This window comes from Shewanella frigidimarina NCIMB 400, assembly GCF_000014705.1.
Lineage (GTDB): Bacteria > Pseudomonadota > Gammaproteobacteria > Enterobacterales > Shewanellaceae > Shewanella > Shewanella frigidimarina.
The window spans coordinates 715,610-727,698 of record NC_008345.1 but is presented as its reverse complement, the minus strand read 5'-3'; the positions used below and the strand labels follow the sequence as shown (position 1 = coordinate 727,698).

Here is a 12,089-nt window from a genome sequence, read left to right as displayed (position 1 = left end):
TCCTTATAATGCTTCGTTATCAAGTTCACCCGTACGGATACGGATAGCTTGTTCTAAATCAGTCACAAAAATTTTTCCATCACCTATTTTGCCGGTATGTGCCGCACTGGTAATCGCTTCAATAAGCATGTCCAAATTTTCATCTTTGGTGGCAATTTCTAATTTTACTTTAGGAAGAAAGTCCACTTGATACTCAGCCCCACGATAAAGTTCAGTGTGACCTTTCTGACGTCCAAAGCCTTTTACCTCAGTAACAGTCATACCTTCAATGCCCATGCCTGCAATGGCTTCACGGACATCATCCAATTTAAATGGCTTAATGATAGCGCTGACGAGTTTCATCCCGACCTCCAAAAGTGTGAAAAAATGTAGTTGTTACTAATTTGTTGAATGAGTTAATTCAATCATTAGGCCACTTTCTCAACACACTGTTATATATGGGCTTTATTTTAACCACCCTTTTATTCATTAACATTAAGGCACCAATCGAGTGCACGAGAAACATGGGTGCATCGTTTTGGTGCAGTAAATCATCTACCTTTTATGTTACCTAGTAGCCAAAAGTTACGTCACTATTTCTGTATAACGCACATAAAAAAAACAGCCCTCAAATGAGGGCTGTTTGTTAGATTTTTCAGGTTTACACCTGAGGAGAGTTTTTATGCGACTAAGTACAACTTATTTGTAAGTCGCTTCACGCTTTTTAGCTTCTTCTTTCCACTTAGGTACAAGTGTTTTCTTAAACTCAGCTTTTTCAGCATTCATGGTTTTCATGTTCATGCCTAAAGCGGCTTGTGCTTTTGCTTTAGTTGAAGTGTCAGGATATGCAATTGGTTGCTTAACACCCTTAGCACCTAATAGCTGAGCCAATTTAACACGGGCATCAGCAGCTTTATCCAATGAAGTTCCTAGAATACGTAATACTTCAGCAGGAGCATGTGATGATGCACCATGAGATGCAGTCGCATAATCCCAACGCCATTGTGAGTGACGAATATCCATTAAGATTGGCTTCATTTCAACTTCAGTTGCGCCAGCATCCCACGCAGCTTTAGCTTCAAAGTGAGCTTTAACTAATTGAGTTTCAACACGTGCTTTTAAGTCTTGTGCTTTCTGCTTGCTTTCTTCAACTTGCTTAACCATAAACTCTTTGCTTTGGCTGTGACAAGTTGCACAGGTTTCTTCAAAGCGATCAAACGGGTTACCCACTTTATGATCAGTAAATTTACGGCCTTTGTCGTTAGTCACTTTAGGCATATGACAATCAACACAGCTCACGTTATTTTGACCGTGAACACCCAACTTCCAAGTTTCATAACCAGGGTGTTGTGCTTTTAGCATAGGTGTTTTAGACACTGCGTGAGTCCAATCAGAGAACTCCATGCTGTCGTAATACACTTCCATTTGCTCAACAGTGGTACCCATATCCCAAGGGAATTTAACAAAACCAGGACGTTCTGCTGTTTTCTCGAAATAGTATTCAACGTGACATTGAGCACACACCATTGACTGCTTGTCTTTACGAGAAGCTTTATCAAATGGAGTATTCAATGTTGTCATGGCGCGTTCAGCAAACGGACGTGACATACGTAACTTAGATGAGCCTTTTTCATGACAATCGGCACAACCAAGAACATTAACGATTTCAGGTCCGCCTTTAGCCCACTTACCGCTAAAGTAACCATCTTCACCTTGCTCTTCAATCACGCGAGGTACGTCAGGGCTTTTACAGCTCCAACATGCCATAGGCATTGGACCGTCTTCAGCATTTTTTGGTGCACCAGTACGCAATGTATTCGTTACGTCAGTTACCGCATACATATGACCACGTGGAGCATTGTAATCTTTAGCAAAACCGTAACCAGCCCATAAAACAACTAGGCTAGGTACTTTTTCTAACATATCGACAACTTCTTTGCTTTCATCAGTAGCATGCCAGCTGTCGTACTGTTTAGAGAATTTATCCTTATAAACTTCATTACGAGGTTCGGTTTTCTCACTCGCCATTGCGCCAGCGGCTAAAAAACTGGTTGCAATCACTGCACTCAGTGCAATTGATTTTACATTCATCTTCATCACCCTTTATCTCCGTGTTACATTATATTTAATTTAATAATCACGACATCTCCATCGTCAAAGTTAGCGATTTAACACCGCTTTAAATATACCCCTTATGGGGTATAGCGATGAAAGTTTGCGCCAGATCAACATGTAAACAGGATGTATCTCACAGTTTTGTAAACTTGTTAATGTTATCAACACATACCTAATGTAGAACACACTATTAGACATCATATAAAACAGTACTTTTGACTTATTTTTAATCACTAATCGATATCAACTGCAGGATCTTATGTTTACTCGTGGCAGCCTTACTTCCACCATTTTAAGTTTAATGCTCATTCTAATTTTGTTGTCATCAAGCTTAGCGGTATTTTCTATCGTCAATTTAACCTTCAGCTTAGGCGATGCCAAAGGCATCAACGCCTCTGGTTCACTGCGGATGCAAAGTTATAGATTGTTGCTGTATACCAATGCCGGTAGTAACAATACCGATAAAAAAATTATTGAATTCGAAAATACGCTTAATTCAGAAGCGCTTAAACGTTCTCTTCAATGGTACAGCCCCAAAGAGTTGCGTGACCAATATTTATTGGTTATCGACAAATGGCAAGTGATGAGAGTGTATATTGGAGAAGGGAATACGCGACTGTACTCAGCCTCGTTAACTGATTTTGTCGACACCATTGATACCTTGGTATTAAAGATGGAATTGTTCGCGGCCTTTAAACTAAAACTATTGGTTATTGGACAGATTATCGGTTTATCAATTTTACTTGTTATCGCCTTCTTTGCCGTAGTATTCACACGTAAACGAGTTGTTAAACCATTACAATTATTGATGGATAGTGCAGCAACAATCTCCAAAGGTAACTTCAAAGTTGAAATGCCTAAAACGGGTTATATTGAACTGACCGCTCTGGGTAATGCATTGCAAAAAACGGCAGCAGAATTAGCCAATTTATATGAAGATTTAGAAAACCAAGTAAACGAAAAAACCTTGGCATTAACACGAGCAAACAACGAGCTAAAATTTTTATACGACAACCTAGTTATGTTACATGCTGATAAACTCGACTATAAAGCACTGCAATCTGCAATCAATCAGCTGAAATATTATGAAGACTTAACCTTTCTTCGATTAGTTGTTGAGCATGAGGATGGCTCTAAAGACGTCATTAAGGCTGAAGGCGGTTGGCCTGACGATTTATCCACTGAATCGGTACAGTTTCCGCTATTGATAGAAATGACTCAAATGGGCTATTTAGAAGTAATATCCAATAAGCCATTGAATAAACAATTGTTTGAAAATTTTGCCATGATGTTAACCCGTTCTATTACCATCCATAATGCCTCGGAACAACGTCAACAGCTGGCGTTACTGGAAGAGCGTGCCGTCATCGCTAGAGAATTACATGATTCAATTGGGCAGTTATTATCCTTTCTAAAAATTCAAGTCAGTTTATTACGTAAAAGCCTTGATCACAGTTGCCGTAGTCCTGAAGTGGAAGGTCAATTGACCGAGATCAATGAAGGTGTGAGTACTGCTTATGTACAATTACGTGAACTGTTATCTACATTTAGATTAACCATAAAAGAGCCTAATTTAAGTCAAGCTATCGAAGTCATGTTGGATCAATTACGTCATCAAACCAATATCGATATCCAATTAAACTACAAACTTTCAGCACATTTACTGGAAGCTAAACAACACATTCATATTTTACAATTAATTCGTGAAGCGACAATAAATGCAATTAAACACGCTAACCCTGCCCATATAGTGGTAAATTGTCAGTTAACTGGCAATGGCATGATTACTATTTCAATTTGTGATGATGGCATTGGTGTGACACATATAGCTGAACGAGACCAACATTTCGGCATTGGCATCATGCATGAGCGTGCCAACAAACTTAATGGTACCGTCTCGTTCAATAGTAATCACCTCGGCGGCACTACAGTAACGCTGAGTTTTCCACCTCAACAGGAGCCTTTAAATGGGTAAGCCGTATTCCGTACTTGTTGTCGATGATCATCCATTATTACGTCGTGGTATTTGCCAATTAATCACCTCCGACGGTGACTTTTCGCTTTTTGGTGAAACGGGCACGGGACTAGAAGCTCTTACCGCGGTAGCCGAAGATGAACCCGATATTATTCTGCTCGATTTGAATATGAAAGGCATGTCTGGGCTTGATACTCTTAACGCTATGCGTCAAGAGGGAGTAACAGCAAGAATTGTGATTTTAACCGTTTCAGACGCTAAACAAGATGTCGTTAGACTACTGCGGGCTGGTGCTGACGGCTATTTACTCAAAGACACTGAGCCTGATCTATTGTTAGAACAACTCAAAAAAGCCATGCTGGGTCACCGAGTGATTAGTGATGAGGTAGAAGCTTATCTTTATGAGTTGAAAAACACGATTGACGACAACAGCTGGATAGAGAATTTAACCCCGCGTGAATTGCAAATATTGCAAGAGCTAGCTGAAGGCAAAAGTAATCGAATGATCGCCGAAGATTTACACATCAGCGAAGGCACTGTTAAAGTTCATGTGAAGAATTTACTGCGTAAAGCAAATGCTAAATCTCGCACTGAAATGGCGGTACGCTACCTTAACAATTAGCCCCACGCAAAAGTTCAAACCACACTTAACAACAAGGCCACATAAACGTGGTTTTGTTGTTATTTAACTCCCGCTAGAAATAAGAAATGGCTATTTATCGTTAATAAATGCTAACCAGCTTTGCAGCACCGACTCAAAGTCTTCTAGTCCACAATAAGACTCAGATTCCGCATCATAGAGGCTCATAGAGTCTTCTAATAAATGTTCTTCCTCTGAGTCAATCACGCTGGCAAACACTCTCACTTGCTCAGAGTCGATATCGATGGTTAAATCTCCACCAACATCACGCAAATGGTTAAGCGCCCCAGATTTGATTAACACTATCTGGGTGAGAATATGATTCGCTTTGCTCTTGTCGTCACCAAGCTCTTCAGCAAACCATCTGCCTAATACTTCATGACCCATGCTAAATTCAGCAAAGACTGAGCCTTCGAGGCGGTTTCGACGAAATTGATATTCCATACTAGTACTCTTTTTTTAGCATTTTTTCTATTTTAACCGATGAATGGCGACTCTGCAGTTGGTTAGTTCATCAAATTTTGCGCTTGATGGTTAAATGCTCGATAAATAAAGAATTTCATTTTATAAGGTCGTTTTAAACTTGGGCAAGATTAAAAAGTAGCGTAAATTATTGCAATAGTGATCACATGGAATTTCTGATAATGAATAATGGTTTTATATACAGCTTGTTGCTTACTGGACCAAATGCAGGCCAGTCACTTACCGCTGAACAAATAGCACTATGGCAGCCTGCTGATGGACTTTTATGGCTACATCTTCGCTATCGTGAACCTAAAGCACGTAAATGGATCCTCAACTCTGGTTTACAAAGGGTTGAGATGGATACACTGTTGGCCACCGATACTCGCCCACGAGTATTAAGTTCCGACAAAGGAATTTTACTGGCGTTACGAGGGGTTAATTTAAACCCCAATTCAGATCCAGAAGACATGGTCGCAGTGCGGATCTACGCTGAAGAGCACAAAATCATTTCAACTTGCGAGCGCCAACTACAATCGGTGATCGATGTTGCTGATGCGATAAAGCAAGGCAAAGGCCCAGTTGATAGTGCAGCCTTTATCATGGCCATTTGTGAGCGTCTTACACAACGTAAAGTGGAGTTTATTGGCAAGCTTGAAGAGCAGCTCGATGAGTTAGAAGAACGCGTAGTCACTCAAGTAAACAAAACCTTGCGTACCGACATTGCCGAACTGCGCAGACAAACCGTGGTATTACGCCGTTATCTCGCGCCACAACGAGAAGCATTTTCTCGTATGTTACAAGAAGCCAGCGAACTGTTTGACGATAACGATAAAGTCCGCTTACGTGAAATACATGAAACCCTTATTCGAGTGATAGAAGATCTTGATGCGATACGCGATCGTGCCAGCGTCACACAAGAAGAACTCCAATCACAACAGTCAGAACAAGTGAATCAACGATTGTATTTCTTATCGCTAATTTCAGCGGTATTTTTACCATTAGGTTTTTTAACAGGCTTATTGGGCGTCAATATTGGCGGGATACCGGGTGCTGAATCCAACTGGGCTTTTGCCGCATTCTGTGGCGGATTGTTTGCACTGATTGGCTTGCAGATGTACTTATTCTACCGTTTGAAATGGCTATAATCCGCCACTAGAATTAATACTATGCATGATGGTCATTGCTAGGCTATATAATACTTGTAGTCTAGAACTAGGCGATTATCTAAATGAATAAGGCTGTGAGTGACAATGACCTTTTCGCACGGTCAACCAAGTGCAGAAATAACCTAGCATTAGGAAGGACAAAAGGACACTGAAGCATAATACCGATAAGTTAGCCGTTAAAATTAAGAAACTCAACCGTTAACTTGACCGTTCTTTTTAACCTACAACAATCCGATAATCTTAGTTATCGGATTTTTATGCAACCTTTAGAAGACCTTTATTGTACATACATCAATTGCGGCGCTGAGTTTTGTGTATCTGTAATGTTCTAATGAAACTGTAACTCTCTTAAGAACCGATAATATAAAATGATATCTTGAGCCTAACGATATCACTACACTAAGGTGATAAACTAAGGTGATAAAAAAATGCATCTTATAAATATCGAGTAGGTAAGTATTCCTGTAATTCTCTTTGAACGTGTTTGTCAGCAAACCTATCAGTGAAATATATCAAATTCGATTGTAACATTGACTTAATATTAATAAATTACAAGCACAGATAATGATAAAGTTAACCTTGTAAATTACATCAGCAGCATTGTAATTCAACAATACTGATATCAACATCCTTGCCTCAAGATGCAAAAATTACCTTTTACATTTTTAAGAATAAGCAATAACTAAATATCAAAAAACTAAATATCCTCTGTTATATTGAAAATACAAAAATCAGTATAACTTTGTATTATTAGGCAATAATGCGAATCTTCATATTAGCTAGTTTTATCTTAAATAAGCTCATGGGTTAACTCACGAATTTGTTGTTTTAACCATGCAGTATCTTCATTATCAGCACTAGGATGAGTGACTAAGACCAACTTTAATGGCTCTACAACCTCAAAAAGACGATTACATTCATATTCAGATAACTGGCAAGCATGTAAACCTGAGTCATCATCTAACATGTCATACACCGCCTTGTAGGGCGTTATAGCTAGTGATTGACAGTCTGAAAGGTAATCAAATAAAGAAGACACGCTGGTAATGGTCATTTCGGTATTAAGAGATAAATCCTTAGCCTGGCAATACTCCTGGAATGGGTTAAGTATGGGAGCTTGGGTACCAATAAACGTATTGATATATGGATATTTAGCAATAGTTTCTAGAGAGATGTCCTGCTTTAATATGGGATGTTTTCTGCAACTGAGCAAGTATTGTCGGTTCATTGTCGCAAGCACTTCAACCTGTAGTTTTTGGTCAAAACAAAGAATTTCTTCAGGACCTTTACAACAACACATCACAATGCAGTGTGGATCGCTAGTGACACTCTCCAAAGAATGGCTACTCCAACTGCTCACATTAATATGAATATTTTTATTATGCTCTTTAATCGCTTTCATCAATGCTCGCGGATAAGCATAAGCAATCATGCCAGGGATAACCAATTCAAAGTATCGATTATGCGACTGCTCAGCACTATTAAGTCGATTGAAATGCTTAGCGCACTCCACTATCTCCTTAGCAATGGGATAAATTTTCCCTGCATAATCATTTGGTACTAATCCGTATTTCCGTCTAATAAACAACTCATCGCCGAATATTAGTCTTGCAGTGTGCAAACAACGGCTAATCTTTGAAGCTGGCACGTCTAATATTCTAGAAACATGTGTCGCTGATTTATTTTCATAAAGACTCACTAATATAGATAATGTTAATAAATCTAATTTATCTAAGTCAATTGGCTTCATCTTAGATACTCCCTTTTAGGTATGCAGCCTAGTATTCTAACGCTTTTAAAACGAGTTCATAACGTTATTTTAAGTATTCAATGATTACTTATTCCAGATCATAAAAATGAATTTTTTAACACTGCATATTTCGCATAGAATGCTTGAAGCGATTGATGCTCAGCTTGGTAAAAGCTGATTTCATATATTGTAATATCAAATTAAACAACTAGAATTTGGATAAAGTAGATATTCACATATTGATTTATTAACTTTTAATAAATCAATATTAAAAACAACCAAATTACAACTTTAAATTGTCACTCTCACTTTATTCACTCTATATATACACCAATTAAAAATGCAAAAAAAAGCAATCAGATCTGAATCATAACTACGATCAAATAAATTAAAACCACCTCAATTAATTGATTACGATCAATTTAAAACCAAAATATAAGGATAATATTAATCGTACGTCAACGACGTATTTTTAATTCATAAAACAATAAATTAAAAATGATTCTTTGGAGGATAATATGATTACTTCAGTCTTTTTAAGTTATGCGTTTGTGTACTCTGTGTTGTTTATTGTTGTTCCTTTTATATTAGTTATTTTCATTATGACTTGTATAAAGTTCTTCAAAACCGATACTGAAGAGCACGCAATTAAGTTCAAAAAAATGCTTTTTGATACTCAGAGCTTTAACTTTTTAAAATCGCTAAAAGCGATGGTGGGCGTCAAATATGACGTTTGTTGCAACGTTCCAATCGACACCGTGTTTGAAATGGATGCCCAAACCGCAGCAGAAAATCATACACGACTCGATTATGTTGTAATTGATCATGACTCGTCGGAAGTGAAATTGGTTATCTCTGATTTCAGTCAACAAGATGATGCTAACGCAAAAAGTTTGTTCGAAAAATTCAACATTAAATTAGTTGAAATTGTTCGAGGCAAACCTTACGACATGCAAATGTTAAAGCTATCCCTACCGGTATGAAGACCCTGTCGGGTGAAGGCAATCTGTTTTCACCCGCTATTTTTTGATAATCCATTATTGTAGAGAGGACTGATTATGTCCCGGAATAACTGGCTACTGATGTTAAGTGTAGGCGTATTGTCGTTTGCCCTTATGAGTCAGGGAGCAAATAGCGCTGACTCTACTGAGCAAATTAACAATGACTCATGTATGAAATGCCATAAACGCAATGGGGCAATGCAAGGTCACCATGCTCAAGAACAGTTAAAAATGAGTTGTAGTTCATGCCATGGTGAACAAGGCAATCACCCTAAGAAACCCAATGACCTGATGGTATTCTCTGCGGAAAACGACATGACAATCGATACTAAAAATGGCGTGTGTTTGAAATGCCATTCGCCTAAAAAGATAGCTCAAGCGGAGTGGACTCACAACGTACATGCACAAAAAGTGAGTTGTACATCTTGTCATAAACTGCATCCTGAATCAGACCCAATAATGGGCTTAGGAGCAAAAGATCGCAGTAATGTGTGCCGAAATTGCCACACAGTGCAGAGGTAACTAATCATGGAAAACTCAAGAAGACATTTCCTTAAAAGCACCTGTGCATTGGTTGCCGGCGTGTCGGTATATCCACTCAGTCGCGATCAAGCCAATGCCGATACGGGCATAAGAATAAACAATTTAAAATACGCCATGCTACATGACGAAACCAAATGTATTGGTTGTAACGCTTGTGTTGAAGCGTGTCGAGAAGTGAATCATGTTCCCGAAGGTGTCACCAGGCTGAGCATTGAACAGTCGGGCCCTTATGGCAAGTATCCAAATCAGTATTACCACTTTAGCCGCCACTCCTGCCAACATTGTGAAGATGCGCCTTGCGTTAATGTATGCCCGACTGGAGCCGCCTTTATCGATAAAGAAAGCGGCATTGTCTCGGTTAATGCAGATAAATGTGTTGGTTGCCAATACTGTATTTTAGCCTGCCCTTACGATGTACGTTTTATTAATCCTGTGACTAAGGCAGCCGACAAATGTGACTTTTGCAGGGAAACTAATCTCAAACAAGATAAACAACCTGCCTGTGTAGAAGCTTGTCCAACCAAAGCATTGGTGTTTGGTAATCTTAAAGATCCTGAGTCTGAACTGGTTATGCTGTTAAAAGCTAATCCAACACAACGGACCAAGTTAGATTTAGGTACCCGGCCCAAACTGTTTCGTATTACAGCCAAACAAGGGGAGATTATATTATGAACGCTTTGCATTTTGACTCTTTGGTCTGGCATTGGCCCATTGCCATATATCTATTCCTAGCAGGGGTTTCTGCCGGTGCGATGTTCTTTGCCGTATTGCTGAAACATGTATGCCTTAAAGAACAAGCATACCGTTCAGGCTTTGTTCAAGCAGCGTGTATTGTTGCAGCAGTTTCCGTTTTAGCAGGTTTGGGGATTTTGGTATTAGATTTAACCAAACCATGGGATTTTTGGAAAATACTTGTGTTCTACAATCCCACCTCAGTGATGTCGATGGGTGTATTGATCTTGTTGATTTATCAAGTATTCATGTACGCTTGGATTGCTGTTGTATTCCGTAAACCTATTGAAGAATGGTGCCAACCTCGCTTCCCGATAGTGTGTAAAATAACCACAATGCTCGCGAAGTATGAAGCTGGAATAACGGGATTGTTGATCATCTTTTCTGTGTCGCTAGGTGCCTATACCGGATTTTTATTATCGGCTCAGCCACGCTTTCCTATGCTAAATAACCCTGTGTTACCTTTGTTATTTTTAGCATCGGGTTTATCTTCAGGTGCCGCGGCGTCGTTATTAGGCGGGGTGTTACTCAAAGGTAGCCCTAATGGTCAGGAAGTGCGTTTTATCCATAGAGTAGAAATCCCTTTGATTTTAGGAGAAATTTTCCTTATTTTTACCTTCTTTATGGGTTTAGTTCTCAGTGGTGGTCAAAGTAAAGTCGCGGCATTAAACGCGATTGGAGAAGGATTTTGGGGTTTAATATTTTGGTTCGGGATTATGGGATTAGGATTGTCCGCCCCATTAGCGATGAATTTATTTATGAACGCCACTTCAAAACGCAAGTTTTCCTATGTTGCCGGAACTGCGTGCCTGAGCTTATTGGGCGTTATCATGCTACGTAACTTTGTACTTTATACTGGCCAAATGGTGGTAAGTTAGCGCGATAAACGGTGATAGCATGTGTTAACAACCGCACTATCACCGTATATTCAACAGAGAATATTCCGTTTGCGTTCCCACCTTATTTAATCACATCCTCGCCTGGCTAATTATGCTAAATGCTCCCAACATGCGAGCAATTAAAAGCCAGTGATTGCGTTTACAGCTGGGTAAACTGTCTAATTAAATTGTGATACACATTATGTAGATTATCTAGCTCAGCGCGGTCAGTGTTGTTGGCTTTGATCAAATTTTGAATACTTTGATCGAGCTGATACAAGGTTTGGCGTAAAGTCACATCGGCCACCATACTTTGCATCCACGTAATAGCTGCAATGCGTTGCCCTCGAGTTACTGCAGTCACTTTATGCAAACTACTCGACGGGTATACTACGGCGTATCCTGCAGGTAACTTAATTTGCTGCTGGCCAAATTCGGTGGCAATAACTAACTCACCACCGTCATACTCTTCGGGTTCACTCAAAAATACCGTCATTGATACATCACTACGGATCACTTCTGAGGTATTAGGGATCCGCATGATGGCTGCATCAACATGGTAACCATACTCTTCAGTTTCGTTATAACGATTAAAGCACGGCGGAAATATTTTATGCGGTAACGCCGCTGATACAATTTTAGGCGTTTCGCCAATACGCGCCAATAGTTGATTAGCTAGTTGGCGCACATTAGCGTGTTGTGCATCTGCTTGATTGTTATTTTTAACCGACGCCGCCATTCCCATTGCGGTTTTACGACCGTCTCCCCACGGACATTCAGCCAGTTGCTGACGATAAGCACCGACATCCTGTTTCGAGAGAATTTGTTCAATAACAATCATGCAA

Annotated in this window: 12 protein-coding genes; 7 read left to right on the top strand and 5 right to left on the bottom strand. The window is 39.4% G+C overall.

Translation table 11 applies throughout. From position 1 onward, the window contains the following. Positions 1 to 3: 3 nt before the first annotated feature. Both glnK and nrfA read right to left on the bottom strand, forming a co-directional pair. Entirely contained in the window at positions 4 to 342 is a 339-nt protein-coding gene (gene glnK, locus SFRI_RS03195) for a P-II family nitrogen regulator (RefSeq protein ID WP_011636110.1), read from the bottom strand. A 336-nt stretch (positions 343 to 678) separates the two neighbouring features. Beyond that, positions 679 to 2,070, bottom strand: coding sequence for an ammonia-forming nitrite reductase cytochrome c552 subunit (gene nrfA / locus SFRI_RS03190; RefSeq protein ID WP_011636109.1), 1,392 nt, complete (start codon positions 2,068 to 2,070; stop codon positions 679 to 681). A gap of 283 nt (positions 2,071 to 2,353) precedes the next feature. On the opposite strand from nrfA, the gene narQ reads away from it, so the two are divergent. Together narQ and SFRI_RS03180 are read left to right on the top strand one after the other, a co-directional pair. After that, positions 2,354 to 4,069, top strand: a complete 1,716-nt coding sequence (gene narQ, locus SFRI_RS03185; RefSeq protein ID WP_011636108.1) for a nitrate/nitrite two-component system sensor histidine kinase NarQ — start codon at positions 2,354 to 2,356, stop codon at positions 4,067 to 4,069. Next, entirely contained in the window at positions 4,062 to 4,691 is a 630-nt protein-coding gene (locus SFRI_RS03180) for a response regulator (protein ID WP_011636107.1), read from the top strand. The genes narQ and SFRI_RS03180 overlap by 8 nt, the downstream gene beginning before the upstream one ends. Positions 4,692 to 4,781: 90 nt before the next feature. On the opposite strand, the gene SFRI_RS03175 is transcribed toward SFRI_RS03180, so the two are convergent. Beyond that, positions 4,782 to 5,153, bottom strand: a complete 372-nt coding sequence (locus SFRI_RS03175) for a YacL family protein (protein ID WP_011636106.1) — start codon at positions 5,151 to 5,153, stop codon at positions 4,782 to 4,784. 200 nt (positions 5,154 to 5,353) lie between these two features. Between SFRI_RS03175 and SFRI_RS03170 the strand changes: the two genes are divergently transcribed. Then, complete coding sequence (locus tag SFRI_RS03170; RefSeq protein ID WP_041412754.1) at positions 5,354 to 6,319, top strand: zinc transporter ZntB; 966 nt, start codon at positions 5,354 to 5,356, stop codon at positions 6,317 to 6,319. Positions 6,320 to 7,130: 811 nt separating this feature from the next. Here the strand turns inward: SFRI_RS03170 and SFRI_RS03165 are convergent. Then, positions 7,131 to 8,090 carry a LysR family transcriptional regulator gene (locus SFRI_RS03165; protein WP_011636104.1) on the bottom strand — a complete coding sequence of 320 codons (960 nt, stop codon included), beginning with the start codon at positions 8,088 to 8,090 and terminating at the stop codon, positions 7,131 to 7,133. Positions 8,091 to 8,608: 518 nt separating this feature from the next. Here SFRI_RS03165 and SFRI_RS03160 point away from each other — a divergent pair. The 4 genes from SFRI_RS03160 (at position 8,609) to nrfD (ending at position 11,244) form a co-directional block, all read left to right on the top strand. Next, positions 8,609 to 9,073, top strand: coding sequence for a hypothetical protein (locus SFRI_RS03160; protein WP_011636103.1), 465 nt, complete (start codon positions 8,609 to 8,611; stop codon positions 9,071 to 9,073). A 75-nt stretch (positions 9,074 to 9,148) separates the two neighbouring features. Beyond that, a complete protein-coding gene (locus SFRI_RS03155) occupies positions 9,149 to 9,613 on the top strand; it encodes a cytochrome c3 family protein (RefSeq protein ID WP_011636102.1) in 465 nt (154 codons plus the stop codon). A 6-nt stretch (positions 9,614 to 9,619) separates the two neighbouring features. Beyond that, positions 9,620 to 10,306, top strand: coding sequence for a 4Fe-4S dicluster domain-containing protein (locus SFRI_RS03150; protein ID WP_011636101.1), 687 nt, complete (start codon positions 9,620 to 9,622; stop codon positions 10,304 to 10,306). Next, complete coding sequence (gene nrfD, locus SFRI_RS03145; protein WP_011636100.1) at positions 10,303 to 11,244, top strand: cytochrome c nitrite reductase subunit NrfD; 942 nt, start codon at positions 10,303 to 10,305, stop codon at positions 11,242 to 11,244. The genes SFRI_RS03150 and nrfD overlap by 4 nt, the downstream gene beginning before the upstream one ends. 160 nt (positions 11,245 to 11,404) lie before the next feature. On the opposite strand, the gene SFRI_RS03140 is transcribed toward nrfD, so the two are convergent. Next, entirely contained in the window at positions 11,405 to 12,085 is a 681-nt protein-coding gene (locus SFRI_RS03140) for a Fe2+-dependent dioxygenase (RefSeq protein WP_011636099.1), read from the bottom strand. Positions 12,086 to 12,089: the final 4 nt, after the last annotated feature.

Bases quoted from the DNA above. Each gene is read 5' to 3' on its own strand.
- glnK (WP_011636110.1), bottom strand. From the start codon at position 342: ATGAAACTCGTCAGCGCTATCATTAAGCCATTTAAATTGGATGATGTC.
- nrfA (WP_011636109.1), bottom strand. From the start codon at position 2,070: ATGAATGTAAAATCAATTGCACTGAGTGCAGTGATTGCAACCAGTTTT.
- narQ (WP_011636108.1), top strand. From the start codon at position 2,354: ATGTTTACTCGTGGCAGCCTTACTTCCACCATTTTAAGTTTAATGCTC.
- SFRI_RS03180 (WP_011636107.1), top strand. From the start codon at position 4,062: ATGGGTAAGCCGTATTCCGTACTTGTTGTCGATGATCATCCATTATTA.
- SFRI_RS03175 (WP_011636106.1), bottom strand. From the start codon at position 5,153: ATGGAATATCAATTTCGTCGAAACCGCCTCGAAGGCTCAGTCTTTGCT.
- SFRI_RS03170 (WP_041412754.1), top strand. From the start codon at position 5,354: ATGAATAATGGTTTTATATACAGCTTGTTGCTTACTGGACCAAATGCA.
- SFRI_RS03165 (WP_011636104.1), bottom strand. From the start codon at position 8,090: ATGAAGCCAATTGACTTAGATAAATTAGATTTATTAACATTATCTATA.
- SFRI_RS03160 (WP_011636103.1), top strand. From the start codon at position 8,609: ATGATTACTTCAGTCTTTTTAAGTTATGCGTTTGTGTACTCTGTGTTG.
- SFRI_RS03155 (WP_011636102.1), top strand. From the start codon at position 9,149: ATGTCCCGGAATAACTGGCTACTGATGTTAAGTGTAGGCGTATTGTCG.
- SFRI_RS03150 (WP_011636101.1), top strand. From the start codon at position 9,620: ATGGAAAACTCAAGAAGACATTTCCTTAAAAGCACCTGTGCATTGGTT.
- nrfD (WP_011636100.1), top strand. From the start codon at position 10,303: ATGAACGCTTTGCATTTTGACTCTTTGGTCTGGCATTGGCCCATTGCC.
- SFRI_RS03140 (WP_011636099.1), bottom strand. From the start codon at position 12,085: ATGATTGTTATTGAACAAATTCTCTCGAAACAGGATGTCGGTGCTTAT.